Origin of the sequence: Shewanella sp. SW1 (genome assembly GCF_025653545.1) — a bacterium.
GTDB classification, from domain to species: domain Bacteria; phylum Pseudomonadota; class Gammaproteobacteria; order Enterobacterales; family Shewanellaceae; genus Shewanella; species Shewanella oncorhynchi.
Genome location: NZ_JAKKSG010000008.1, coordinates 170,099 through 196,483 on the forward strand (window position 1 = coordinate 170,099; position 26,385 = coordinate 196,483).

18 protein-coding genes and 1 rRNA gene are annotated in these 26,385 nt (G+C 46.3%); 14 read left to right on the top strand and 5 right to left on the bottom strand.

Annotated features, from left to right (window positions below; all coding sequences use genetic code 11):
* The first annotated feature begins 62 nt into the window (after positions 1-62).
* The 11 genes from L5M71_RS09415 to L5M71_RS09465 all read left to right on the top strand — a co-directional run bounded on the left by L5M71_RS09415 (position 63) and on the right by L5M71_RS09465 (position 18,527).
* A complete protein-coding gene (locus tag L5M71_RS09415; RefSeq protein ID WP_263202613.1) occupies positions 63-650 on the top strand; it encodes an aspartyl/asparaginyl beta-hydroxylase domain-containing protein in 588 nt (195 codons plus the stop codon).
* Positions 628-2,673, top strand: coding sequence for a phytanoyl-CoA dioxygenase family protein (locus tag L5M71_RS09420; RefSeq protein WP_263207104.1), 2,046 nt, complete (start codon positions 628-630; stop codon positions 2,671-2,673). Before L5M71_RS09415 ends, L5M71_RS09420 begins: the two co-directional genes overlap by 23 nt.
* A complete protein-coding gene (locus L5M71_RS09425) occupies positions 2,673-3,833 on the top strand; it encodes a sulfotransferase domain-containing protein (RefSeq protein ID WP_261271933.1) in 1,161 nt (386 codons plus the stop codon). The genes L5M71_RS09420 and L5M71_RS09425 overlap by 1 nt, the downstream gene beginning before the upstream one ends.
* 41 nt (positions 3,834-3,874) lie before the next feature.
* Complete coding sequence (locus tag L5M71_RS09430) at positions 3,875-4,321, top strand: GNAT family N-acetyltransferase (protein ID WP_263207107.1); 447 nt, start codon at positions 3,875-3,877, stop codon at positions 4,319-4,321.
* 220 nt (positions 4,322-4,541) lie between these two features.
* The gene (locus L5M71_RS09435; protein WP_263147043.1) at positions 4,542-5,192 is read left to right on the top strand and encodes a phage tail protein; all 651 of its coding nucleotides are present in this window, start codon (positions 4,542-4,544) and stop codon (positions 5,190-5,192) included.
* Positions 5,193-5,381: 189 nt separating this feature from the next.
* Positions 5,382-13,361 carry an Ig-like domain-containing protein gene (locus tag L5M71_RS09440; RefSeq protein ID WP_263207109.1) on the top strand — a complete coding sequence of 2,660 codons (7,980 nt, stop codon included), beginning with the start codon at positions 5,382-5,384 and terminating at the stop codon, positions 13,359-13,361.
* Between the two features lie 235 nt (positions 13,362-13,596).
* A complete protein-coding gene (gene nudE, locus L5M71_RS09445) occupies positions 13,597-14,178 on the top strand; it encodes an ADP compounds hydrolase NudE (RefSeq protein WP_212601707.1) in 582 nt (193 codons plus the stop codon).
* A gap of 304 nt (positions 14,179-14,482) precedes the next feature.
* Complete coding sequence (gene cysQ, locus L5M71_RS09450; protein WP_011848162.1) at positions 14,483-15,295, top strand: 3'(2'),5'-bisphosphate nucleotidase CysQ; 813 nt, start codon at positions 14,483-14,485, stop codon at positions 15,293-15,295.
* Between the two features lie 7 nt (positions 15,296-15,302).
* Positions 15,303-15,746 carry a GNAT family N-acetyltransferase gene (locus L5M71_RS09455; protein ID WP_263170315.1) on the top strand — a complete coding sequence of 148 codons (444 nt, stop codon included), beginning with the start codon at positions 15,303-15,305 and terminating at the stop codon, positions 15,744-15,746.
* Between the two features lie 316 nt (positions 15,747-16,062).
* Positions 16,063-16,674 (top strand): TetR/AcrR family transcriptional regulator, encoded by a 612-nt coding sequence (locus L5M71_RS09460; RefSeq protein ID WP_219251748.1) that lies wholly within the window; start codon positions 16,063-16,065, stop codon positions 16,672-16,674.
* Positions 16,665-18,527: an MFS transporter gene (locus L5M71_RS09465; RefSeq protein ID WP_263207112.1), complete on the top strand. Its 1,863-nt coding sequence runs from the start codon at positions 16,665-16,667 to the stop codon at positions 18,525-18,527. The genes L5M71_RS09460 and L5M71_RS09465 overlap by 10 nt, the downstream gene beginning before the upstream one ends.
* 79 nt (positions 18,528-18,606) lie before the next feature.
* Here the strand turns inward: L5M71_RS09465 and mnmH are convergent, their stop codons facing one another.
* From mnmH to L5M71_RS09480, 3 genes are all read right to left on the bottom strand, one after another.
* Entirely contained in the window at positions 18,607-19,713 is a 1,107-nt protein-coding gene (gene mnmH / locus L5M71_RS09470; RefSeq protein WP_263207114.1) for a tRNA 2-selenouridine(34) synthase MnmH, read from the bottom strand.
* Positions 19,713-20,771 carry a selenide, water dikinase SelD gene (gene selD / locus L5M71_RS09475; RefSeq protein WP_198573330.1) on the bottom strand — a complete coding sequence of 353 codons (1,059 nt, stop codon included), beginning with the start codon at positions 20,769-20,771 and terminating at the stop codon, positions 19,713-19,715. Before selD ends, mnmH begins: the two co-directional genes overlap by 1 nt.
* A gap of 95 nt (positions 20,772-20,866) precedes the next feature.
* Entirely contained in the window at positions 20,867-21,973 is a 1,107-nt protein-coding gene (locus L5M71_RS09480; protein WP_263183156.1) for an acyl-CoA desaturase, read from the bottom strand.
* Positions 21,974-22,117: 144 nt separating this feature from the next.
* Here L5M71_RS09480 and fabR point away from each other — a divergent pair, with 144 nt between their 5' ends.
* The gene (gene fabR / locus L5M71_RS09485; protein ID WP_105251021.1) at positions 22,118-22,732 is read left to right on the top strand and encodes an HTH-type transcriptional repressor FabR; all 615 of its coding nucleotides are present in this window, start codon (positions 22,118-22,120) and stop codon (positions 22,730-22,732) included.
* A 107-nt stretch (positions 22,733-22,839) separates the two neighbouring features.
* On the opposite strand, the gene trmA is transcribed toward fabR, so the two are convergent.
* Positions 22,840-23,937 carry a tRNA (uridine(54)-C5)-methyltransferase TrmA gene (gene trmA / locus L5M71_RS09490; protein WP_263183154.1) on the bottom strand — a complete coding sequence of 366 codons (1,098 nt, stop codon included), beginning with the start codon at positions 23,935-23,937 and terminating at the stop codon, positions 22,840-22,842.
* Between the two features lie 222 nt (positions 23,938-24,159).
* On the opposite strand from trmA, the gene murI reads away from it, so the two are divergent.
* Complete coding sequence (murI, locus tag L5M71_RS09495; RefSeq protein ID WP_263207118.1) at positions 24,160-24,984, top strand: glutamate racemase; 825 nt, start codon at positions 24,160-24,162, stop codon at positions 24,982-24,984.
* A 36-nt stretch (positions 24,985-25,020) separates the two neighbouring features.
* Here murI and L5M71_RS09500 read toward each other — a convergent pair whose 3' ends face one another.
* Positions 25,021-25,482, bottom strand: a complete 462-nt coding sequence (locus L5M71_RS09500) for an RNA-binding protein (protein WP_113941557.1) — start codon at positions 25,480-25,482, stop codon at positions 25,021-25,023.
* Between the two features lie 697 nt (positions 25,483-26,179).
* On the opposite strand from L5M71_RS09500, the gene L5M71_RS09505 reads away from it, so the two are divergent.
* Positions 26,180-26,385 (top strand): 16S ribosomal RNA (locus L5M71_RS09505); the annotation flags it as partial.

The window sequence follows — 26,385 nt, forward strand, 5'->3', positions numbered from 1 at the left end:
TAAATCTTTGTGCTAGTCTTGGATGATTAATTATTTTTAGTCTGAAAATTAAGCGGTTGGATATGGATATCTGTTCTTTTGCCCTATTAGCTCAAGTTTCAAACTCCCTTAGTTTACAGCAAGAGTTGAATGCTTTGCTGCAACAAGACTGGTTACCCCATGTAAATCAGCGTGATTATATGGGGGGTTGGGATGTTCTCGTCTTACGCTGTGCTGCAGAGTATCGCGGTGCTCATCCTATCTTGCAAGCCTTCTCAATTTCTACTGGTCAGCACTGGCAAGATTTGCCTCAACTCGAATCGAGCCCTGCGTTATGCCATTTTCTGCAATCTTTAGCCTGCCCAGTGAAATCCGTGCGTTTGATGCGCTTACATGCGGGGGCAGAAATCAAACCCCATAGAGATCAAGGACTCTGCCTAGAACAAGGCGAGGCAAGATTACATTTGCCACTGCAAACGAATGAGCAACTCAACTTTTACGTGGACGATAAACGTGTACCCATGCAGGCCGGAGAGCTCTGGTATATCAATGCCGACCAAGTCCATTGGGTTGAAAATAAAGGGCAGGATGCGCGGATCAATTTAGTGATTGATTGCGAGGTCAATACTTGGTTAAGGGAGTTAATCGATGCTGCAAAGATCAGCGCTTGAATTAGGGCATAGTTTGGATATAGCTGTATTAACTCAGTTTGCTAATGCGCTACTGCTGTCAACCTCAGCAGGGGAGTCTAAACGGCTCATTGATCCCATGCTGAAGCAGTTGTGCCAAATAGCGGCAGTGGAGTTACACCCCGAGTCTTTTTTGGATACTGAGGCGAGCCATACGCCTTTTGGTAAGGCGGTGTCACTCACTACCGCGGCGCAGTGTGCCGAAGATCCCGAGCGGGGCCGAGTCTTTATACAAGGTATTTATCAAGCAATACAAGATCGTCTAAAGGCTCATCCCGGGCAGATTGTGAACATCTTATATGCGGGGACTGGGCCTTTTGCTTGGTTATTATTACCTCTGCTGCCGTTATTTTCTGCGAGTCAAATTCAAGTGACCTTGCTCGACATTCATCAAGCCTCGTTAGATAAAGTTACCAAGCTTATTGAACACTTTGATTTAGCTGATCGTATGGTGGAGAGTGTCTGTGCGGATGCCACGCTTTGGCAGCCAAATACAGTCGTAAAGTTTGATGTGATTCTTTCCGAAACCATGAAGCACTTGTTGCAACAGGAGCCGCAAGTGCAAATTTTTACCCATTTACAGGCGTATCTTGCCGATGATGGTGTGCTCATCCCGCAAAATATTGAGTTAGACGCTTGGCTTGAGTGTCGTACTGTGCAGGATTTTGTGGAGACGCATTATTTAGGGCCGTTATTCGCGCTCAACCTACAAACAGCACGCTTGCTTGCCAGTGGAGACCGCAGTTTCTTGGCTGGTACATTACTATTACCCGATTTCAGCCCGAGTGCAGTAACGCTTAAGTTTACTACCAGCATTCAAGTTTATGGTGAATCGAAGTTGAGCGAAAACCAATCTCAACTCACGTTACCTCGATATCGACGCGAGCATTGGCTTAAGCCACTCTCATGCCTTGCTTTTCGATATGAGCAGGGTACTCATCCCGATTTTGTGTTTGATGTTATAGAGCAAAAACCAGTGCTGGTGTCGAGTGACGATCTGAGCTGCTTAGGCATTTATCATTTGCAGCGGCTTTGGCAAAAGATACAGCAACGCAAACGGGGAGTGCCATTCACTGAACTGGCTAATGAATGGCACTTAGATAAAACCTTGCTGGATCTTTGTGGAATAGGGCTAGAGCCGGGTCTAAGAGCTTTATATCAAAACGATCATCAGTCAGCTTTTATCGCTTACATTCAGCAAATAGCCAAGCTGACAGCCGCGGATATTGCAGGGATTAATCAGCAATTAGGCGCTATTTCCCATGGATTAACGCCATCGGTCACTGTACCAGAAGTCGAAGACTTAAATTCTACAGAGGTTGAAGACTCAAATCCGGCGGCAGTCCTCAGCGAGTCACAACTCAATTTTTGGCAAAGTGAAGGCTACTTAGTGATCCCGCAAGTACTCACGGCAGAGCAATGCGCCGCAACACGAGATTTTATTTGGCAGCAGTTAGGAGCCAATGAACAAGATCCCACCACTTGGTATCAACCTCATGAGTTTATGCAGAAAATCATGCTGCAACTGTTTCGCCATCCGCAACTGGACGCGAATCGACAAGTCCCCAAAATCCGTCAAGTGTTTGAACGGTTGTGGCAGCGAACTGATTTAGTTATGACAACCGATAGAGTCAGTTTTAATTCACCTGAAACGCCAACTTGGCATTTCCCCGGTCCGGATATGCACTGGGATATGCCGCTACAGCTCCCCGTTGAGTTTGCGACTCAAGGGTTAATTTATTTAACCGATACCAGTGCCGAACAAGGCGCATTCTGTTGTGTCCCCGGATTTCATCTCAAGATAGAGGAGTGGCTTCTCGAACAGAACAAGCCTGATATTGAGCTTCAGCAACAGGATTGGCATCGCTGGCAAGTAAAACCTATAGCGGCTAAAGCGGGCGATTTAATCATTTGGCACCATGCCTTGCCCCACGGCGCCAGTCCTAATCGTGGGACGTTACCGCGTATGGTGCAATACATTAACTTTTACCCTATGGCTTCCTAATGGTTGATTTTAAAGAACAACAGCAACGCTATTGGCAATTGTTGCATCAACCTGAGTCATTGTTTTTACTGCATCAAGCGAATGATGTAGAGCATTTTATCGCGCTGATGACGGATTTTCTTGCTTGGCCAGAGCTTAATTTGGAACACATGCTCGCATTTATTGCTTTGCAGCAAGATAGCTTTATTCCAGATTTAGATCGCTTCAGTCAAGCCTGGTTCCCTTGTCGTTATCACTCACAACATAAAACGGTGAGTTGGGTTCCGGCATTTCATAGGCTATCTAAACCCTTCTTAGAGGACGATATCAGTGATGCTCGTCGTTGTTTGCTCGCCAGTTTTATCCAACCTAAAACTTTGCTCGAACCCCTATTATCCCAACGCGAAAGTTTGCCTATCGTAAATCCAAGTTTGATGATTTTTCACTGGTCCCGTTGTGGTTCGACACTAGTGTCGAGCAGCTTTGCCCTGCTCGAAACTTGCCGAGTGCTCTCCGAACCTATGCTATGCAGCGATGTTATGCATGATGACCATTGGCCTTTGGAACTAAAACCTCAGCTCGTCGATTTATGCTTAAGACTACAGGGGCGATTGAGGCTGGGCGAGCGTGAGTTAGTGATCAAGTGGAATGCATGGGATCTGGCCTGCTGGCCCATGTTACTCGAACTTTACCCTAAGAGCCGAGTGTTATGCTTGATACGCAATCCTAAGGATATTATGTTTTCTCATCAACGAGTTGCAGGGAGACATATGGCTGGAGGGCAAAGTTTACTTCCAACTGAACTGCATACTCAACAGATGGAAAATACTGAGCCTAGCTTAGATGAATTTCGTACCACCGTCTTACAGCATTTTGCGCAATTATCTGCCGCTTTATACCAATCTTCTCGAGCTATTCTACTTGATTATCATCAATTAAAAGATTTTAAACCCACAACATTCTCTACCATCTTAGGATGGCCATTATCTGAAGGTGAGATTGAGCGCTGGCAACACCATTGGCGTTTTGATGCAAAACAGCAGGGGCAACTATTTACGCCTGTTGTATCAAATGAACCAGTCCCTCTTCGTGAATTGCAAAGCCCATCGTGGCAGCAATTATTTATGACCTATAACCAACTGTTGCAGCGTTTATATTGGGATAAAAAGCATGATATTTGATGAGTTCAATTCACGAATAGGTTTAAGTGCTAAAGCCGCTAATGCAAACGACAACCCATTTATGGCACAGCTTTTTTATTCTACAAAAACCTTTCTTTTATGGACTGGGTTTACCCCGTGAAGTGGTTGACACTATGTTGGCGCAACAATATCAACTGCAGCAAGCCTCTTATCGGGAACAATATCCAAATGCCAACACTTATATCTTGTTCTATCAACAGCAAACCATCGGGAAAGTGATGCTTGATATCAGTGAGTATAGAATCCATCTTGTTGATTTAATTATGATACCTAGCATGAGAGGACAAGGTTTTGGCTCGGCAACGCTAGCAAACATTAAGCAAGAGGCGATTAAACGCCATTTACCTGTCGGTTTATCAGTGGAGGCGGAAAATACGCGAGCGAAGAAGCTTTACCTACAGCATGGATTCAAGTTTGAAAGTTGTTCTGAGACCCACGAGTTGATGCGATGGGATGGACTGACGTGAAAGCATTTACCTTGATTTTTTTGGGGCCCGATTGTGTTTATCAATTTTTAATGTATGTTTAATTGTAATTATTTTGTTTTATTCTTGTTTTTACAATCTAAGTGGTCCTCTTATTGATGTGGATGATGTTGCAATCAGCTAAAGGAACTCGCTGTCGATTAAATGTCGTGAGTAATTAAATCGTTAACTAGACAAAATCGTTATTTTAAGGAGAAAAACAATGTCAGATCCATTTATCGGTCAAATTTCTATGTTCGCTGGTAATTTCGCTCCCCGTGGTTGGGCCTTTTGCAATGGGCAATTACTGTCCATTTCGCAAAATTCTGCGCTTTTTGCAATTCTGGGCACTACCTATGGTGGTGATGGTCAAGCGACTTTTGGGTTACCGGATCTACGTGGCCGTGTGCCGACAGGGCAAGGGCAAGGGCCTGGTCTTCCTGCGGTTGTTCTGGGAGAAGTTGCAGGTACTCCCTCTACTACGCTCACCATCAACCAGTTGCCGACTCACAACCACTCGGCAGTTTTCCAGGGAAGTGCCAGCCAGGTTGGTGCCCCGACGATTGATGTGGGCACATCATCCGCAAACGCATTAGCTAATCCCACCAATGGTTCAACCACTTATCTAACTGCCGTAACCGCCGCCACCAACCTTGGTGATACTGTTGATTTCCATGGGCTATTTACCAGCACTGCGCCGGCAAGTGGTGCTACAGGTAGCTTGGGTGGAGTTCATGGCGGTGGTACTGTAACGCCAGCAGGTACGGTTACTGTGGGCGCAACAGGTAACGGTCTTCCCTTTTCAATCGCTCAGCCTTATTTGGGTGTTAGCTTCATTATTGCGGTTGAGGGGATATTCCCATCGCGTAATTAAGTAAAAGTATGAGTTAAAAGCATCTGTGTAAATGTTCTTTAGAGTGTTTGCACAGGCGCTTGTGCAATTTGTTAAAGCAAACGGTTAAAGAGTGCGGAAGGTAAGTTCCTGGATCGATAAGTGAGCTGCTTAATGCGATTCGGAAATTTTTGTAATGTAAATATCGTTAATGAATTTTAAGGAAATACCATGTTGCGTACCAACCTTGATAAGACCAAACCATTTGCCAACACCTCCCACAATAAATGGCATAAATTATTTTGGCTTGCCATCGTGATGATGTTACTAACGCCGCGAGCTGCTTTCGCGACGCTGGTAAATAACGGTGTTGACGGCACTATCGGTTGGGATGCAATCATAAGCAACGGAATTATTGCAGGTGCAACCACTGGTCAGACTCCTGGTGGTCTGATCTCCGTAACTAACCATTTAAGTAGTGGCTTTGACATCTACGCGAAGAACAACTCTGACCCCAGTTCACAGAACTTTACCATGCGCAACCAGACGACAGGGATGACAGGTGCTACCAGCGCTCCTTTTGTGCGCATAGGGGCGGTTAACGGTTATACGCCAGAGTGGCTCGAATTACGTGCCAATCAAGGAATATTTGATCTTACTTCCATTAAAGTCGGCAGCAACGACAACGCCAACGCCACCTATAATTTCACTTTGCAAGCGCTTGACAGTTCGTTTGCTCCGACAGGGGCTGCAGTTACTTTAAATAGTGTTGCGTATAACAACTTAAGAATTTTCAGTGTATCCAGTAATACAGATTTTGACGGCATATATGGTGTTCGAATTACGGTCAATACTGGTAGGCAGATTGCCGTAGATGACATAGAAATTACCAGCCCACGCATGCCTGATACTACACCGCCCACGGTAACTTCCGTCACCTCCAGTACTTCAGATGGCACCTATAAAGTGGGTGATCCAATCAGCATCCAGGTGAATTTCAGTGAAAACGTGATTGTGGCCAGCGGCACTCCGCAATTAACCCTGGAAACAGGTACTACCGACAGAATGATCAACTATACCGGCGGCACCAACAGCAGCACCCTGACGTTTACCTATACCGTACAGGCGGGTGATGTCACTGCTGATTTGGATTACACCACGACCACTGCCCTGGCTTTGAATGGCAGTACTATTCGCGATGCAGCAGGCAACAATGCCATCCTCACACTTGCTAGCCCCGGTGCTGCAAATTCACTGGGTAATAATAAAGCGCTGGTTATTGATGGCGTGGTGCCCACAGTGACATCAGTAAATTCCAGTACAGCTAATGGAACCTATAACACGGGGAATTCGATTGATGTGCAGGTCAACTTCAGTGAAGCCGTAACCGTGACCGGCACTCCACAACTAACATTGGAGACGGGTGCAACCGACCGGACAATCAACTATGCGAGCGGTAGTGGCACCTCTACGCTGACATTTAACTATACCGTTCAGGCTGGGGATATTTCCGGTGACCTTGATTATGTAGCTACCAGTTCGCTGGCATTGGGCGGGGGAACTATCAGGGACGCTGCGGGTAATGACGCGACCTTGACCCTGGCTTCACCGGGTGCAGCCAATTCATTAGGTAACAATAAAGCCTTGGTTATTGATGGTGTTGCACCTTCGGTATCCAGCATTGTGGTAAGCGGGAGTCCAACGGCGGCCGCTACCAGTGTGAATTTCACTGTGACCTTTAATGAATCGGTGACCGGCGTTTCAACCGACGACTTTGCGTTAGGAATTACCGGAACAGCCAATGGCACTATTGCCAGTGTCTCCGGGTCTGGTTCCAGTTTCACGGTTACTGTGAGTGGTATTGTTGGCAACGGTACTATCAAAGTAAACCTCAATGCATCAACCAATATTGCCGATGGGGCAGGTAATATTGGTCCGGCAGCGTTTACCAGTGGCTCATCCCATACAGTTGCAATTCCAACAGTAGCTGATGCGCCAACGATTGGTACGGCAACAGCGGGAGACGGGCAGGTTTCTGTAGCCTTTATGGCCCCTGTGAATAATGGTGGTTCGGCAATCACAGGTTATACCGTGACCTCTAACCCGGGAAATATCACTGCCGGTGGCAATGGCTTTACAACATCGCCGATTGTGGTGACTGGCTTAACTAACGGTACTGCCTATACCTTTACAGTGAAAGCAACCAATGGGGTCGGTGACAGCGTTGCTTCCGTTGCCTCCAACGAGGCAACCCCTAAAGGTAATCAAACCATTACCTTTCCGAACCCCGGGGCACAAAACTTTGGCACTACGCCAACCCTTACAGCGACAGCAGACTCTGCCACAGGAACTGATAATTTAACTGTCACTTTCAGCTCGTCCACCACTGGTGTTTGTACTATCACCAGCGGCGGTGCACTGACCTTCGTAACAGCGGGTAGCTGTACCATTGATGCAGATCAGGCGGGTGACTCGGCTACCAATGCAGCCACTACTGCAACCGAAACTTTTACTGTGAATGCGATAGTTCCCGGTGCCCCAACGATTGGTTCTGCAACTGCTGGTGATACTCAGGCCACTGTGACCTTTTCGGCACCGGTAAGCACTGGCGGCGCACCGATCCTTGCCGGAGGCTACACAGTCACCGCTAACCCAGGCAACTTCACGGGTACAGGAGCAAGTTCGCCGATTACTGTGACTGGGTTGACTAACGGAGTGGCCTATACCTTTACAGTGACCGCGACCAACTCGGCGGGGACGGGTGCAGCATCGGCAGCTTCCAACTCGATCATTCCGGCATCACCACAGACGATTACCTTTGCTAATCCAGGAACACGGAACTTTGGTACTTCGCCAACGCTGACCGCAAGCTCATCGGCAGGTGGTGGTTATGTTGTCACTTTCACCTCATCTACCACCAGTGTTTGTACTATTACCAGTGGCGGTGTGTTGACCTTTATAACGACAGGAACCTGTACGGTCAATGCGGATCAAGCGGGCGATTTGTCTTTCCTGGCTGCACCGCAGGTGAGCCAGTCTTTCAGCGTTAGCCCCGTAGTTCCCGGTGCACCAACCATAGGGACTGCAATCGCCGGTGATACCCAGGCAAGTGTTGCCTTTGTTGCCCCAGTGAATATTGGTGGCTCGGCGATTACCGGTTATATCGTGACGGTAAACCCGGCAGATGTCGTTCCAGTACACGGTGGTTCATCTCCGATTGTGGTGACCGGTTTAACCAATGGCCAAGCGTACACCTTTACCGTAACTGCCGATAATGTGGCGGGTACTGGCCCTGCATCGGGCGCATCCAACTCGATTACTCCGGCAGCAATCCAAACCATTACTTTTGCTAATCCTGGAGCGCAAAACTTTGGTACTACGCCAACATTAACGGCTACAGCTGATTCAGGCTTAACACCTGTCTTTACTTCATTCACTACGGGCGTTTGTACTATTACCTCCGGTGGTGCACTGACCTTTGTGACGGCAGGTAGCTGTACTATTAATGCAGATCAAGCAGGTAATAGTAGCTATTTACCTGCTACACAGGTGAGCAGAACCTTTGCGGTAAATGCTGTCGTGGCTGGAGCGCCAACCATAGGAGCCGCAATCGCTGGGGATAGCCAAGCGGTTGTTAGCTTCACTGCACCGATATTTAATGGCGGTTCATCAATTACAGCTTATACAGTGACATCTAGCCCCGGTGGTTTTACGGGTTCGGGAGCAGGATCTCCAATTACAGTTACAGGGCTTTCAAATGGTACGGCCTATACATTTAGTGTTACTGCGGCGAATACTGTGGGAAGTGGTAATGCTTCAAGTGCGAGTAACTCTGTGACGCCAAATGGTGCACCGACTATTAGTGGTTCGCCGATATTAATAGTGAATCAGGATGCTTCGTACCAGTTTACGCCAACAGCGTCTGACTCTGTGGGAGATACACTTAGCTTTAGTATTAGTAATAAACCTACGTGGGCAACGTTTAATACCGCGACAGGTATGTTGTCTGGTATTCCATTAAATCAAGATGTTGGTGTGACTAACGGAATTGTTATCAGCGTTTCTGATGGCGCTTTATCCGCGAGCCTGCCCGCTTTCAATCTCACAGTGACGAACGTCAACGATGCGCCGACGATTAGTTCTATGGCTATGACTGCAGCGACCCAAGATGCAGCGTATAGCTACATCTTTGCGGCTGCGGATACTGATGTGGGCGATGTACTTACGTTAAGCGCGATAACTAAGCCTAGCTGGCTAAGCTTCAACGCCGCGACTGGTGTATTAAGCGGCACGCCTACAAATGCTGATGTGGGTTCTCACCCAGTGACACTGAGGGTGACAGACACTGATGGCTTAACGGCTGACCAATCCTTCATGGTTATTGTGACCAACGTCAACGATGCACCTGTGATTAGCTCTCCAGCCATCACTACAGCAACTCAAGATATAGCTTACAGTTACACAGTGATAGCTACCGACTTAGATGTGGGTGCTGTGTTAACCCTCAGTGTAGTGACCAAACCGAGCTGGTTGAGTTTCAACTCGGTGACAGGTTTACTCAGTGGTACGCCGAGCAATGCGGATGTGGGCAGTCATGCTGTGTTACTGCGAGTGACGGACGCTGACGGATTAACAGCAGATCAATCGTTTAGTATTACAGTCACTAATAGCAACGACGCACCTACCATCACTTCAACAGCAACTACGGCCGCTGTGCAAGAGGCTGTTTACAGCTATACCTTTGCCGCTACAGATGTCGATGTGGACGACGTACTGACATTGAGTGCAGTGACTATACCGAGCTGGTTGAGTTTCAACGCGGCGACGGGTTTACTCAGCGGCACGCCTGGCAATGCTGATGTGGGCAGTCACCCGGTCACCTTACGTGTGACGGACACGGATGGCTTAACGGCTGAGCAAAGCTTTGGTATCACAGTGACTAACGTTAACGATGCGCCTGTTGCGACGAGTGCAAGTGTGACCTTAGAGGAAGATAGCTCTGTGATGATCACGCTTACTGGGGAGGATGCAGATAGTGATTCTCTTACCTATGAAGTGGTGAGCCAACCTGAATCGGGCACTTTGGAGCAGCATGGAACTGTGTGGTTATACACACCGGAGAAAGATTTCAACGGTGCAGATCAGATAAGCTTTATTGCTAAGGATGCTGAACTGAGTTCTGAGCCTGCGACTATCACCATGAATGTCACGCCAGTGAATGATGACCCACAAGCTGTAGATGATAATTACACTCTAGCCAGCACCGCGGATGATAAATACACACTACCTGCGCTAGAGAATGATGTTGATGTGGACGGTGATACTTTGACTATCGATGGCGCGGCAGCAGACATAGGTAGTGTACAGATTACTGCTGATGGACTCATATTTACTGCCCCTGCAGCTTATGTTGGTCCGGTCGCACTTCGTTATACCATTAGTGATGGTCAGAAAGGGCGCGCAAGTGCAAAAGTCAACTTACTGGTAGAAGGTGGGGAGGCTGACAATTTACCTGTTATTACTGTACCTAATGATGTTGAAGTTAATGCAACAGGCTTGTTCACTCGAGTGGATCTAGGGTTTGCGAAGGCCGTCGATCGTACTGGTCGTCCACTGCCCGTTTCTTTGGTCGATAAGCGTTTATTCTTTGCCCCTGGTAGTTATCTTGCTTACTGGCAAGCCGTAGATCGTGATGGCAACAAAGCGACTAAGGCTCAGAAAGTAAAAGTGCATCCATTAATTTCCTTGAGTAAAGATCAAGTCGTGGGTGAGGGTAATGAGGTTGTTGTTAGTATTCACTTAAACGGTGTAGCGCCTGAGTATCCAATATCAGTTCCTTATACGGTTGCAGGTTCCGCGGATAGCAATGATCATGACTTAGTCGATGCGGTAGTGGAGATTACTTCAGGTACATTGGCCCATATTCACTTTAGAACCATAGAGGATGGGGAAGTTGAGGCTGAAGAAGAGGTGTTGATCAGCCTAGATCCAAGTTTGAATTTAGGCAGTAAGAAGCAAACACAAGTGTCGATCACTGAGGCTAACATTGCCCCGAGTGTGACTCTTGAGGTGACTCAAGCGGGTGAACGTCAGTTGATCGTGGCACAAAATGGTGGCGAGGTTCATATTCATGCGCAGATTAGCGATGCCAACATGAACGATACTTTGACATCTGTATGGTCGAGTGGCGCGCTGAACTTGCAGTCCGATGATGCTGGGATGTTCTTCTTGCCGACAGAGGTCTTGCCGGGCATTTATCCTGTAAGCCTGACTGTGACGGATAGCGGTTTACCCGCGCTGTCTACCACAGAGAAAGTTTATATTGTTGTGCGCCCATCTCTGCCGGCTCTGACTGGGACTGATACCGACGGTGATTTGGTCCCTGATAACCAAGAGGGATTTACCGATACAGACCGCGATGGCATTCCAGATTACTTGGATGCAATCAATGAGTGTAACGTGATGCCTGAAGATGAGTTGCAGCCTGTATACTTCTTGGCAGAGGGGCAAGCGGGCGTGTGCTTACGCTTAGGTAATATTGCACTGATGCAAGAGCAAAGTGGTATTCAACTATTACCTAATCTGGTTCCTGAAGACAGTATCGCGGCTAATGTGGGGGGGGTTTTTGACTTCATTGCTACAGGGCTACCGCAACAAGGGCAGAGTTACAGTCTGGTGATACCACAACGTTCGCCAGTTCCTGCCAATGCGGTATATCGTAAGTATCAAGCCCAAAATGGTTGGAAGGATTTTGTGATTGATGCGCGCAATAGTGTCGCCAGTAGTGAAGGCGAACGTGGTTTCTGCCCCCCTCCTGGAGATAATCGTTGGACTTCTGGATTAACTGAAGGCCATTGGTGTGTGCAGTTAACCATAGAAGATGGTGGACCAAACGATGACGATGGCGTCGCTAACCGAACCATTGTCGACCCAAGTGGCGTGTCAGTGATACTCAATGGTAACCATTTACCTGTGGCGAACCCAGATACGGTATCTTTACCTTGGAATCAGAGTCTCGATGTCGATGTGCTCGCCAATGATACGGATAGCGATGGTGATGCCTTGACGGTAACACAAGTCACCAGCGAGTTCGGAACCGTAGTTATCTTGGCTAATCAGCAGTTAAGTTACACGCCAGCAACCGATTTCATCGGTACAGATGTGCTGGTGTATAGCATTACCGATGGTAAAGGTGGTACTGCGAGTAGTGAGTTGACTGTGATTGTTAATGGCAATACGGCACCTACGACAGTGAACGATAGTGCTGCCATAGATGACAGAACGAGCTTGTTACTCGATGTGTTGAGTAATGACAGTGATCCCGATGGCAACGTTTTAACCTTAGTCAGCGCAACCGCGCAGCAAGGAATGGTTTCTGTTGAGTCTAATAAACTACGTTATATCCCTAAAACTGGATTTGATGGAGTAGATACTGTGAGTTATCAGATTAGTGATGGATTGGGCGGCGAAGCAACTGGGCAAGCGTTAATCACAGTTAAGGCATACCAAGATGTGGTGATAGATAACAAGTCGGGTGGAGGCAGTATGTCCTTATGGGCATTAGGTTTGATTCTTACAATGGGTTTAATTCGCCGTAAGGAATTACATAAATTAGTCTTGGGCACTGTGTTGCTCGTAGGCTCCGTTAATCAAGCAAATGCGGCTGATAACTGGTATGTCGAGGGATTTGTCGGGCAAGCTCAGGTTGATAGCAGCAGGCGAGATCTACAGCCACAAGCGGGGGCAGGCTTTGTAACATCGGTTGATGATAAAGATACTGCTTTGGGTGTGAGTATCGGTTATCAATGGACTCCCTATGTTGCCATCGAATTAGGCTATGCCGACTTTGGTAATGGGACTGCGAGGATTGAGGGCGCAAGTCTCACCCCTGAGCAATATCATGAGCAGGTCAAAGCCGTGACGCCAGTTCTGGCCGATGGTGTCATGCTGGGATTACGCTTCACTTTACTCCAACATGAAGCTTGGCGGTTCGAAGTACCCATCGGATTGTTTAGGTGGCAAGCGGATATCAGTAGCACTATGGGCAATAGCCGTTTAACTACAGAGCTTGAGGGTACAGATTGGTATGCGGGCGTGCGTTTTAGCTATCAATTTAGTGATTCATGGTCTGTAGGTTTGGGATATCAATATGTGGATATCGAGCCTAATGATTTCCTCTGTTACCAGCTCAATCTACGATATCAATTTTAAGCGTTAGCATATCAAAAGGGGCATTCGCCCCTTTTTACTATCCAATAAAACATCGTATTTGAGAATATTTTGAAGGTGTTCACTTAAGGCTGGGCTGGGTTTGTGATGCATATCGCAAAGGATTTGTGGCTTACCATTAGGAGCATGTAATAAATTCAGGTTGTAGATTAAAGACAGGATAGTAAGATTGTCACTTACCTTATTTAATTTATCGCTTTTTTATCCAGAGGCAGTTATGTCGCAACGGCAGAATAAGCCGGAAATATTGCATACCGAAGTTGTCGCGAGAAGCCGATTATTTCAAATTGAGCAAGTGCATCTTAAGTTCTCCAATGGTGTAGAGCGCCAATATGAGCGCATGAAAGGCGGTAGTCGTGGCGCTGTGATGATAGTGCCTATTCATCAAGGGAAAATGCTACTGGCACGCGAATATGCTGCAGGAACTGATAATTACGAACTCGGTTTCCCAAAAGGTTTGATCGATCCCGGTGAGACAGCAATAGAAGCTGCTAATCGTGAATTACAGGAAGAAATTGGCTTTGGATCGAATAAGCTCACCTTACTGAAAGAACTCAGCCTAGCTCCGGGTTATTTCTCTAGTAAGATGCAAATTTTTCTTGCAGAAGATCTGTATGAGAGTCGCCTTGAAGGTGATGAGCCTGAGCCAATTGATGTGGTGCCTTGGGCGCTCGCCGATTGGGAAGCCTTGCTCGATGATGTCGATTTTTCTGAATCCCGTAGTGTGAGCGCGTTGTTTTTGGCGCAAAAATATTTATACCCAAACAACCTGAAGATGCAGGATTCAGCGGGAGTTTAACGCACTTTAGGCAAGGCGGTTATTTGCAGACCTAGCGGGCTAAGTTAAAAATAACCAACACAGCATAAAGTGCGTTAAAACCCGCCGGGACGGAGCGCCTAGGGCACTCCACTTCGGCGTTGCATCAATTTAAAAGGTGGCCGACATTCTGTCATTGATGCGCCTTGAATTGAAGCACCCTAGGCGCTCTGAAACTCGTATCTTCAGGTAGCTTGGGTATATAACTTAAATAATCTTTTTCCTTTTAAGCGTTCAGAGTTTGCACGCTTGCAAAACATTCGCTCAGCAGGCGATTGGAGTTGTTATGAAGCCAGAAGAGTTGATCGACGAAGTTATTGCGATTGCGACCGATGCAGGGATAACTATCCGTGACATTTATCTCAAAGGTAATTTTGAGCGAGAAATGAAGTCTGACAATACCCCTGTCACTTCCGCAGATTTAGCGGCGAACAAGATCATTTGTGACCGATTAACCGCCTTAACGCCTGATATTCCAGTGTTATCTGAAGAAGCCGCTGACATTCCGTTGAGTGTGCGTGAATCTTGGAAGCGCTATTGGTTGGTGGATCCGCTCGATGGTACGGGGGAGTTTATCGCAGGCAGTGGTGATTTTTCAGTCATTATCGCGCTGGTGGAACACAATCGTCCTGTGATGGGCGTGGTTTATGTGCCTATGACGCAAGTGTGTTATTACGCTATTGCTGGTTTAGGGGCGTACAAACGCACGGATAAACAAGAAGTGCGTATTAGCAGTCGCCAAATTGAGCACCGTGAAAAGGTATCCCTAAGATTGGCCGTAAGTCGCCGTCAGGACCCCCAATCTGTGTTGACCCTATTCAACCATCCCAAACACTGCGAGTTAGTCGTGATGGGTGGCGCAGCGTTAAAGAGTTGTCTTGTCGCCGAAGGTCGTGCTGATTGTTATGTACGAGTCGGACCAACGGGTGAGTGGGACACGGGAGCCGCGCAAATTATCGTCGAGGAAGCGGGTGGACAGTTGATGGATACTGAGCTGCAACCGTTAACCTACAATGAGCGCGAGAGCTTAGAAAACCCTAATTTCATCGTAGTTGGTGCACCCAACTTAGAGTGGGATAAGATTTTAATAGGTGAATGATTTTCAAATGCAGTCTATACGTCCGGTATTAAAGTCAGAGTTATTCGCGGTTTATCAGCTCGAACAGGCCATTTTTGGTGAGCACAGCTATCCTGATTTCTTCTTCCGTCAGGGATTTGATTGTTGGCCAGAGCAATTTTTAGTGGCCGTGGATGCAGATAATCAGCTACAAGGCTATTTGCTCAGTGCCCAGAGTAGCGATCCTAACTGCATGTGGATATTATCTGTCGCAGTGAGTGAAAATGCTCGCGGGAAGGGATTCGGCAAACGTTTGATGCAACAATGTTTAGCCGAGTTGCCCGTGTCAGTTGAGCGGGTGTGTTTAACCGTTGATCCGAGTAACCCTGCCCATGGTTTATATCAGCATTTAGGTTTCATTGATTCAACTTTTGAGGCCGATTATTTTGGCGATGGCGCAGATAGGGTTGTGATGACTTATCGCAGGCCTTAAATCGCGTGCTTATCTTTGAACCAAAGATTATCCTCAAATAAAAATCACCTTTGAATTAAGAATGATTTTTAAATCAAGATAATGGACGGTGTGCTGACTGAGCGCGCCGTTTTTTATGCTCTTTTAGGTGATGTCATCCCACGGATCCAGTTTGGCTTGCTGAGGGAATCTAATTCGAGTGCCTATCTTTATCCATCATCTTCAATAATATCCTTCATTATTTACCCTCTTCTGTACGTAAAACAAACTTATTTTGAACGTTGTTTTTTATTTTAACTACTGTTAGTCTCTTGCTATTCAACAGGGGATGAGACCTATGGCCAGACGAAAAGAACACAGCCATGATGAAATTCGCGCGATGGCAATACAAGCGGCAACTGAGTTACTGATAGATCAAGGTGCCATAGGGCTCAGCTTACGCAAAGTGGCCAGCCAAATTGGTTATGTCCCTAGTACCTTGATCAATATTTTCGGCAGCTACAACTATTTATTACTGGCGGTTTCTGAGTCAACGCTTAGGACTTTGCACGACCGATTGACGGGTGTTCGTGCGGCCGACAGTTTAGGTAAAATTATTGCAATGGCTTGGGAGTATAGTCAATTCGCCCATGAGCAGCGCCAAGCTTTCAAGCTGGTTTTTGAGCTGCAATTACTCGATTCTGAACCCTTGCCTGAATCACAAGGGCAATTGATTGCGGGGTTATTTACTCTGATTGAGCGTGAATTGGCGCAACTATTTCCCGAGGTTACGCCGGTGCAGCATCTCAGTATGAGCCGGGTATTATGGGGGGGGATTCATGGGCTGACCTCTCTGTCACTCGATAATAAGCTCTTCGCTGAGTCGTTATCACTGCGGGATTTACTCGAGAGTCACGTACAAGCTTATTTACAAGGAATGGGTTACCAGAAGGAACTATCATGCTGCTAACAAAACGTTTTTTACCCTATTTTGCGACTCAGTGCTTAGGCGCATTGAATGACAACATCTATAAAAATGTGTTGCTGTTATTAGTGACCTTTAGCCAAGTGAAAGACCTACCCATAAGCGTCGATATGTTTGTGAACTTGGCGGCTGGGGTGTTTATTTTGCCATTTTTCCTCTTTTCGGCCCATGCGGGTGTGGTCGCCGATAATATGGATAAGGCTAAACTCATTCGCCGATTGAAATTACTCGAAGTCATCATCATGTTTAGCGCTGCGATTGCGATTCTGAGCGAGAGCTACATGATGATGTTATTACTGTTATTTTTAACAGGTAGCCAGTCTGCATACTTCGGTCCGGTTAAATATTCCTTGTTGCCCCAAGCGTTGAAAGAGGACGAGTTAGTCACAGGCAACGCTTGGGTTGAAATGGGCACTTTTCTCTCTATTCTGGTGGGCACTTTGAGTGCGGGGATCTTGGTTTCTGATGAAAACGGTACGCTTTGGTCGGCGATTACTGTTGCTGTATTAGCCTTTGCAGGATATTTATCGAGCCGAGCGATTCCTGCATTACCCCCGCAGGGCGTCATCGAAAAAATACGTTTCAGGCCGTTATCGGGCACTTGGCGTAGCATCAAAAAAGCCCGTCAAACGCCTTCAATCTGGATGGCTATCCTCGCTATCAGTTGGTTTTGGTTTTTAGGTGCGACCTATCTGACTCAGTTTCCTAACTTTGCTAAGCTGCATTTGCATTCTGGTGCGACTGTGGTGTCATTATTATTAGGCATGTTTTCCATCGGGATTGCTGTTGGCTCCTTCGTTTGTGAACGTTTCTCCTACGGCCATGTAGAACTCGGTTTACTGCCATTTGGGGTATTGGGGTTAACTATTTTTGGTGTCGATTTGCTTTGGGCTATTCCACCAGCGCCCGTAGATGCTGGTTTTGTCTATGGATTAAAGGCCTTTATTGGCGAGTCGCAACATTATCGGGTGATGCTGGATTTCTTTATGATCGGCGTTAGCGGCGGTTTGTTTATTGTACCTCTGTATGCCTTTATTCAATCGCGTTCGGCTAAGGGTGAATGTGCTCAGGCGATTGCCGCCAATAACATTATGAACTCATTGTTTATGGTGGTTTCGGCACTGTTATCTATGCTGTTGCTGGGCGTTGCAGGTTGGACTATTCCACAGTTATTTCTGCTACTCGCCGTGATGAATGCTGTAGTCGCGCTCTATGTTTATTCACAAGTACCAGAATTTACACAACGATTTATCAGTTACTTACTCAGTCATGTTATGTATCGAGTGACAGTCACAGGCCGAGAGAAAATTCCAAAGGAAGGGGCTGGCATCATAGTCTGTAACCATGTGAGTTATGTGGATGCATTGATTATTATGGGAGCGTCGACACGGCCAATCCGCTTTGTGATGGATAAATCCATCAGCGAAATTCCTCTGTTGAAGTATTTGTTCCGCCATGCAGGTGTGATCCCTATCTGTTCGCCTAAGCAAAGTGAAGAGACCTATAATCGTGCCTTTGAGGCGATTCATGAAGCGCTCGCCAATGACGAGTTGGTATGTATTTTCCCTGAGGGTCGACTCACACCTGATGGTGAACTTGGCGATTTTCGTCCCGGAATTGATAAGATTTTGGCCAGAGATCCAGTGCCAGTCATTCCTATGGCGCTGCACGGATTATGGGGTTCTTACTTTAGCCACAAGGGCGGACATGCTTTGGCTAAAATGCCCAAGCGTTTTTGGTCAAGGGTGTCGGTGGATTTAACGGATGCCGTCGATGGTAAGCTTGCGAATAAGGAATCTTTGAGAGTCCAAGTGGCGAGCCTGCTGGGCAAGTCTTAAATTCGTTAAGGCATGAAATAAAGTGAAGTGATAACCGCGGATCTAATGTTCGCGGTTATCTCATTTATGCGTGGGCAATTTATCGAGTTTGATAACTATCCAACCATTCATGCATCGCTTGATGTGAGCCTTTAAAAAGAACACGTTCGGACTTTTTCTGTAATTGGTATTGATACATAGGATCGTAATACTTGTGCAATAACAGGTTTATCCAGACTAAATGCTGCGAAGTGTCATTCTGGTTAATTTGCTGATCGAGGGCTTGTTGCATCAAATCTTGCAGTTCTTGATGTTGTTTTCCGCCTAGACGTTTGCGAATGCTCACTAAACTCTGTAATAGATATTCACTGAAAGCCGCAAAACCTGCTTCCGGCCCAAGGCGCTCACAGAAGCCGCTATACATTTTATGCACATATTCATAGCGTAAGCGTTCGAGCCTCGCATCATCCGACTCTTCTAGCACTAAAACATTAGCGGCTTGCATGGCATTGTAAAATGTCTGCGGCAGCGCCGAACGCCCAATCAGGAAGCTTTCATCTTCGAGCAGTAAACACGCAGCGCCACTTGTTTGGTGCTGTAGCAAGGCAATAGCGAGTTGATTTTCAAAGTTAATCTGCGTTGGCTGTGGGTCGATATTCTTTCCAAAACTAGAGCCTCTGTGATTAGCTATTCCTTCAAGATCAACCGCTTCTTTACGCTGTAGTAGAAAATCGGTTTTACCGCAGCCCGTCATCCCGCTCAAACTCAATAACGGCTGTTGAGTCGGTGCCGCTTCAATCACGCCAATCAGATATTGGCGCATGGCCTTATAGCCACCCTGAATATAAGGGACTTCGATACCCGCTTCTTTGAGCCATTGCTGAGTGAGTTGCGAGCGCAGGCCGCCGCGAAAGCAATAAAGGTAAGCATTAGGATTGGCTTTAACATAGCTAGCCCAAGCCTCGATTCTCTGTTGCTTGATGGGACCATTCACCAGTGAATGACCTAATGCAATCGCGGTTTGCTGACCAAATTGCTTATAACAAGTACCGACTTTTTCCCTTTCACTATCCAGCATCAAGGGCAAGTTGGTCGAGTTGGGAAACGCGCCCCGAGTGAACTCTATGGGCGCTCGCACATCCATCATCGGATGTTGATTGAGGAAAATTTCCCGATATTGCTCTGCGGCTATAATAGCGCTTGGCATCAGCACAACACCACATTCGCTGCAGTGGTCGGTGTTTCCAGTGACCCAATGCAGATTGGGGCTATGTGGTTCGCATCGAGTAGGGCGATTAATTCCGCTTCAGCTTCTGCCGAGACAGCAACTAACAGACCACCACTGGTTTGCGGATCGCACAGTATCGCTTTTTGATGCTCGCTGAGCTCGGGGAGATGCTCGCCATAACTGTCGTAATTACGGTGAGTTCCGCCAGGAACACAACCTAAGGCCAAATAATCTAAGGCGCGTGGTAACAATGGCACTGCATCAAATTTAAGCTTCGCAGTGAGGTTGGCGCCTTGGCACATTTCGAGTAAGTGTCCCGCCAGTCCAAAACCTGTGACATCGGTCAGGGCATTTACACCGCTAATTTTTGCAATGGTCGCGCCTATAGTATTGAGTTGGCACATGGCATTTACCGCAATGAGACTATCTTCATCGCGGAGTTTTTTCTGTTTTTGCGCTGTGGTTAAAATACCAATGCCGATAGGTTTAGTGAGATATAAACGATCGCCGGCTTTAGCGGTATCATTCTGTTTTAAATCACTTAAGGCAATTTGCCCGGTAACCGCGAGACCAAAAATAGGTTCGGGTGCGTCTATGCTATGACCACCGGCTAGCATGATCCCCGCTTCCATGCAGGCTTGTCTGCCGCCATCGACCACTTGCTGTGCGATTTCTGCGGGTAGTTTATTGATTGGCCAACCTAAAATTGCAATCGCCATAATAGGCGTGCCGCCCATGGCATAAATATCGCTGATCGCATTGGTCGCTGCGATACGACCGAAGGTGAATGGATCGTCAACAATTGGCATAAAAAAATCGGTAGTGCTAATGATGCCTATGTCATCATTGAGTTTGTACACTGCAGCATCGTCGCGGCTCTGATTACCAACCAGCAGATTTGGATCGGTAAATACAGGTAATTGCGAGGCTAAGATAGTGCTGAGCACTTTAGGGGATATTTTGCAGCCACAACCTGCGCCATGACTATATTCTGTTAGCTTGATTGATTCTGGGAGTGTAACTGGGGAATCTGACATGATCTCAACAGCCTATTTAAGTGATTAAGGCATCATCATAATCAGATACGGCCACCATGCAAGGTGGCCGTATGACTTTCGGGCAGAATTGTGGTTTAGCTATAAGTTGCGGTCAGGCTGCGCCAATGTTTTTGCTGGACTAAGAAACGCGCCTTTAGCTCTTCAACTTGTTGCAATAGTTGCTGATCGACAAGTTGCTTACGCTTGGCCTCAAGCAAGGTTTTCTGTGCTTGATAGTAATCCATTAAGTGCAGCTTTAATAACTCATACTCTGCTTGGATTTTTTCAATAATTTCATCGGCATTAGGCAGGTTATTAACTTTCCGTTTGGTACGTAATAACTGCATCTGTAAGCGTGCGCTCTCGATACGTTCCTGTGGACTCGTACGCAAATCCTTAGCTAATCCCAACCAAGATAATGACTTAATCAACCATTTGGTCGGATCGTAGTGCCACCATCGAATGCCATTACGATAGTCATTTTCGAAAATATGATGGAAATTATGATAACCCTCACCGTAGGTCAACATGGCCAAGAAGCCATTATCGCGGGCGGTATTCTTATCGGTATAAGGCTGACTGCCCCACACGTGGGCTAAAGAGTTGATAAAGAAAGTGCAGTGATGCACCACCACTAAACGCAGTAACCCCGCCATCAATAACATAGACAGCACGTCACCATTGAGCCAACCAAGCAGTGCAGGCAGTCCAATGTTCATCAGCAACACGAGTGCGAGGTAATGTTTGTGTTGCCACATGACAATGTGGTCATTTTGCAGATCACGCACATTTTGATAATCGTGATAGCGTTGCGACTGATACTCACGCAGCATCCAACCGATATGGCTGTACCAGAATCCCATTTTGGCTGAGTACGGGTCCTTGTCGTTATCATCTACGTGTTTGTGGTGAACTCTGTGATCAGATGCCCAGTGCAATGCACTGTTTTGTAATGCTAAAGCACCACCAAGGGCATATATAAAACGCACCGCCGGATGGGCTTTATAGGCCTTGTGTGACCAGAGTCTGTGATAACCTGCGGTGATTGACAGGCCACTGGCAAAGGCTAAAACAATAAAAGCGATCCATTCACTGGCACCATAGCCATGAACAATACCGCGCCATGGAACTAAAATTACCGCACTGAGAAAAGTGATGGCAAACAGACTGACATTAAGCCAGATGATAGGGGGTTTTTTCATTATAGGTTTCCAAAATTCGCTTTTGAGCGTACATCTGTAAGCTAATTTAGCTTAGCTATATTGTTTGGTCAAGGACGATGGGGCTGTGTTTAATGCCTAAAAGCGGTATTATCGCGTTATTACATTCAGTTAGCGGATTTAAGAATGGGTATTCGAGCACAGCAAAAAGAGAAAACTCGTCGAGCTTTAGTCGATGCGGCCTTTAATCAGCTAAGTGCTGAGCGCAGTTTCTCAAGTCTGAGTTTACGAGAGGTTGCTCGGGAAGCTAATATCGCGCCGACATCTTTTTATCGCCATTTTAAAGATATGAACGAACTCGGTCTTACTATGGTGGACGAGGGCGGGTTAACCCTAAGGCAGATGATGCGTAAAGGCCGTCAGCGAGCTGAAGTGGGTGGCAGTGTGATCCGTATTTCCGTTGATACCTTTATGGAAGTGCTTGATTCGAATCCAAACGTATTCCGTATTTTGTTGCATGAACGCTCTGGAACCTCGGCAGCATTCCGTGCGGCAGTTGCCCGCGAAATTGAACATTTTATTTCTGAATTGGCTCATTATACCGAAGCTAAAGCGGGTCGAACCCCCTTGCTAGCCCGTGCACAGGCTGAAGCGTTAGTGACACTGGTGTTTAATGCTGGCGCTTCCGCATTAGATATGAAACGGGCTGACCGCAAAATTCTTGCCGATCAATTAGTCATGCAATTGCGCATGGTCGCCAAAGGCGCCGAGGCTTTGCAGCATAAGGTTGAACACCGCTAATCTGAGTGAGATGCAGATTTACTAAAATAATGGAGCCTAAGGCTCCATTATTTTTAGCGAATTTACGTTGAAGTGTTCTGCAGTCGAGCTCAGTTTATCTGAAGTGATTAACGACGCTCGAGTAGTACACCCGTTTCCATGTGATCTGTATAAGGGAACTGATCAAACAAGGCAAAGCGGGTCACCTTATGGGTTTCGTTCAGTTGTTGCAGGTTATCTTTTAAGGTTTCTGGGTTGCAGGATATATACAAAATCCGCTCATAACCTTGGACTAACGCCAGCGTATCAGGATCAATCCCCGCGCGTGGTGGGTCAACAAAAATGGTGTTGCAAACATAGCTGTCAAGATCGATACCTTCTAAACGTCTAAAGCTGCGTTTCTTCGCCATGGCATCGCTAAAGTCTTCGGCTGACATACGAATAATCTGCAGATTATCAATACCATTCACTTCGATATTGTATTGCGCCGCATCGACTGAAGGCTTAGCGAGTTCGGTGGCCAATACGCGATTAAAGTTTTGCGCTAGTGCGATAGAGAAGTTGCCATTACCACAGTAGAGCTCGAGTAAATCCCCCTTACTGTTTTGAGTCGCATCGATAGCCCACTCCAGCATTTTTACGGAAACTTTGGCATTGGGTTGAGTAAAGCTGTTTTCGATTTGCTTATATAAGAAGGTTTTATCATTTACTTGTAATGACTCGACCACAAAGTCTTTATCTAAATCGATTTTTTGCTTACGGGCACGGCCGATGATATTGACGTTAAACTGGCTACTTAACTTGGCTTTCAGTGCAGTCGCATCGGCGCGCCATAGGTCATCAAGCTGCCTGTGATAAAGCAAAGACACTAAAATCTCGCCGCTTAAAGTCGACAAAAAATCCACTTGGAACAATTTGTGCCTTAGACTCGGATTCGGTTTCAGCTCGGCGATTAAGGCCGACATCATTTGATTGATGAGTACGCTAGCTGGTAAGTATTGATCGCAACGTACTTTCTCATTCAATACTTTATCGAACATGTAATAGTATAAGTCGTCACCATCATGCCACATGCGGAATTCGGCGCGCATACGGTAGTTAGCTGGCTCTGAGGCAAAAACTTCAACACTCGGTGTTTCAAATTGGGCAAAGGCTTGTTCTAGCTTGATACGCTTGTGTTCTAACTGCGCATCATAAGTCTGAGGGTCCATTGCTGCTAAGTTCATTGTTTGATTCACCGTTGCTGTAAATTGGGGCGCAAATATTATACTAGGTGACACGAATGTCCAGTATCTTGCTTTTGCGGTTTTCGCAAAGCTATGGGAAAATCCGCGCACTTGAATGTGGTTCTATGGTATTTGGCTGGATTCCGTCGGTAAAGCAGCCATCGAATCGTTAATGCGTTCAATCTGTATAGTTTATTTATATATCCGAAACTGGAGATTCGCTTGTCGCGACCTATATTAGTGTTTGATTCTGGGATTGGTGGTCTATCTGTACTGGCTGAAATCCGCAAGAGTTTGCCCCATAGCGACTATTGCTATCTTTTCGACAACGCTAGGTTGCCCTATGGTGAGCTGGAAGAGCAGGTATTAATTTCTGGCTGTGTCGAATTAGTATGCGATCTAGTGGCTCGTACCAATGCAATGATAGTGGTCGTTGCCTGCAATACTGCAAGTACTGTTGTGTTACCGGCATTACGTGCACATCTTACAGTCCCTGTCGTAGGTGTTGTCCCCGCCATTAAACCCGCCGCTCTAATGTCTAAGAGTAAACGTATTGGACTCTTGGCTACACCAGGCACAGTTAAGCGTCATTATACCCATGAACTCATCAGCCAATTTGCTGATGATTGCCATGTCGAACTCTTTGGGTGTTCTGAATTAGTGATGATGGCAGAACAAAAAGTGGCGACTGGAATGTTGGATATGCATAGATTGGCACAATTACTGGCACCAGTCGTTGCCGCACAATTGGATGTTCTGGTACTAGGTTGCACTCATTTCCCTATGATCAAAGCTGAATTACAACAAGTGCTCGGTGCTGGCGTAAAACTAATGGATTCTGGCGCTGCTATTGCAAAGCGAGTTGTTACTCTTTTAACGCAACAGAATCTTATTGTGGAAGAGCACAGAGTAACAGATGAGAGAGCAGCAGTAAGGGGGTCAGTGATGCAAGCTTTCTATACTAAGGTGGGAATCAGCGAAGGGTTAACAACAACATTAATTGATTGTGGCTTTTCAACTATCGAACGAATCACCACAACCAACTAAATTACAAAATAAAGCAAAACAGTTTAAGCGATAATGCTACTCGTCTGTCCCTGTACGGTCGGCAGCTTCCGAATCTTGTGTTTTTGCTTCTCTTACTTTTAAGGTTCTTTCTTGGAAACTATAGTCATTCAGTTTAACCATGGCTTTCTGAGCGCCTGATTCTGACATCTCCACAAAACCAAAACCTTTACGACGACCCGTCTTACGATCTCTGACTAAACGCACAGAGTTTACTGGACCAAATTCGCCAAATAATACTTTTACTTCACCCTCATGAACACGATAAGGCAGGTTACCTACATATAAGGTCATAGTAGGGCCAACATATTGTTCTTCTGAAGCATGAGATGATGAAGTCTCTGGAACAAATTTAAAAACAAGACTTGCAATGATAGCGCCAGCGACAAAAGCAATAGCTGATAATGGCGTTGCGAACTGAGATAGTGCTACTGCGCCAATAATGGCGACAATCAAGACAATAAGAAATGACTTTTGCATAAGAATGCTCTCTGATGAATGGGAAATTGATAAATAACTGTTAACAGCAAGTATATGGTAATGAATTATTTACTTTTACACTAGACCATTGCTGAAATATTGAGCGTGAATTATCAATTATTAGCTAAAAAACCTTACTTATCTCCGATAAATAGAGCTTATAAGCTAAAAAATGGTCATAACGTTTAAAATATCGACGTGCGATTCAATGATCGATAAAAAGCCCTTGCGGACTTTCTCAATCTCCCTATAATGCGCATCCACTGACACGGCAGACAGCGAAACGTAAGTTAAGCAAAGAAAGCGATGCAGTTCATCGGTTAGCGAGCTAAACGATGAGTGTTGAGAAAGTTGAAAAAACTACTTGACGCACTAACGGGAATGCGTAGAATACGCAGCCCTGACCCGCTGAAAACTCAGTGTGTGGTCAACGCTCTTTAACAATTTATCAAGCAAATCTGTGTGGACACTCACAGGTGTTGAGTTAATCGAAACTGCTTAGCCTTCGGGTTGGCAGTCAAAAATTTAAATCAATGTTTTCAAGTCATTCTCCTCAACGAGAAGCGTGATTGAGTGTTCATAGTAATATGTACATACAGTAATGTATGAATTGAAATGCGATGCTTCTTAGTAAGTAAAGCGAATCAAAACAGTAGAATTCATTGAGCCGTTTGACGTCAGTCAAACAACAAAACTTTAATTGAAGAGTTTGATCATGGCTCAGATTGAACGCTGGCGGCAGGCCTAACACATGCAAGTCGAGCGGCAGCACAAGGGAGTTTACTTCTGAGGTGGCGAGCGGCGGACGGGTGAGTAATGCCTAGGGATCTGCCCAGTCGAGGGGGATAACAGTTGGAAACGACTGCTAATACCGCATACGCCCTACGGGGGAAAGGAGGGGAC

Excerpts from the sequence above, each read along its gene's own strand:
- L5M71_RS09415 (WP_263202613.1), top strand. The coding sequence starts at position 63 with ATGGATATCTGTTCTTTTGCCCTATTAGCTCAAGTTTCAAACTCCCTT.
- L5M71_RS09420 (WP_263207104.1), top strand. The coding sequence starts at position 628 with ATGCTGCAAAGATCAGCGCTTGAATTAGGGCATAGTTTGGATATAGCT.
- L5M71_RS09425 (WP_261271933.1), top strand. The coding sequence starts at position 2,673 with ATGGTTGATTTTAAAGAACAACAGCAACGCTATTGGCAATTGTTGCAT.
- L5M71_RS09430 (WP_263207107.1), top strand. The coding sequence starts at position 3,875 with ATGCAAACGACAACCCATTTATGGCACAGCTTTTTTATTCTACAAAAA.
- L5M71_RS09435 (WP_263147043.1), top strand. The coding sequence starts at position 4,542 with ATGTCAGATCCATTTATCGGTCAAATTTCTATGTTCGCTGGTAATTTC.
- L5M71_RS09440 (WP_263207109.1), top strand. The coding sequence starts at position 5,382 with ATGTTGCGTACCAACCTTGATAAGACCAAACCATTTGCCAACACCTCC.
- nudE (WP_212601707.1), top strand. The coding sequence starts at position 13,597 with ATGTCGCAACGGCAGAATAAGCCGGAAATATTGCATACCGAAGTTGTC.
- cysQ (WP_011848162.1), top strand. The coding sequence starts at position 14,483 with ATGAAGCCAGAAGAGTTGATCGACGAAGTTATTGCGATTGCGACCGAT.
- L5M71_RS09455 (WP_263170315.1), top strand. The coding sequence starts at position 15,303 with ATGCAGTCTATACGTCCGGTATTAAAGTCAGAGTTATTCGCGGTTTAT.
- L5M71_RS09460 (WP_219251748.1), top strand. The coding sequence starts at position 16,063 with ATGGCCAGACGAAAAGAACACAGCCATGATGAAATTCGCGCGATGGCA.
- L5M71_RS09465 (WP_263207112.1), top strand. The coding sequence starts at position 16,665 with ATGCTGCTAACAAAACGTTTTTTACCCTATTTTGCGACTCAGTGCTTA.
- mnmH (WP_263207114.1), bottom strand. The coding sequence starts at position 19,713 with ATGCCAAGCGCTATTATAGCCGCAGAGCAATATCGGGAAATTTTCCTC.
- selD (WP_198573330.1), bottom strand. The coding sequence starts at position 20,771 with ATGTCAGATTCCCCAGTTACACTCCCAGAATCAATCAAGCTAACAGAA.
- L5M71_RS09480 (WP_263183156.1), bottom strand. The coding sequence starts at position 21,973 with ATGAAAAAACCCCCTATCATCTGGCTTAATGTCAGTCTGTTTGCCATC.
- fabR (WP_105251021.1), top strand. The coding sequence starts at position 22,118 with ATGGGTATTCGAGCACAGCAAAAAGAGAAAACTCGTCGAGCTTTAGTC.
- trmA (WP_263183154.1), bottom strand. The coding sequence starts at position 23,937 with ATGAACTTAGCAGCAATGGACCCTCAGACTTATGATGCGCAGTTAGAA.
- L5M71_RS09500 (WP_113941557.1), bottom strand. The coding sequence starts at position 25,482 with ATGCAAAAGTCATTTCTTATTGTCTTGATTGTCGCCATTATTGGCGCA.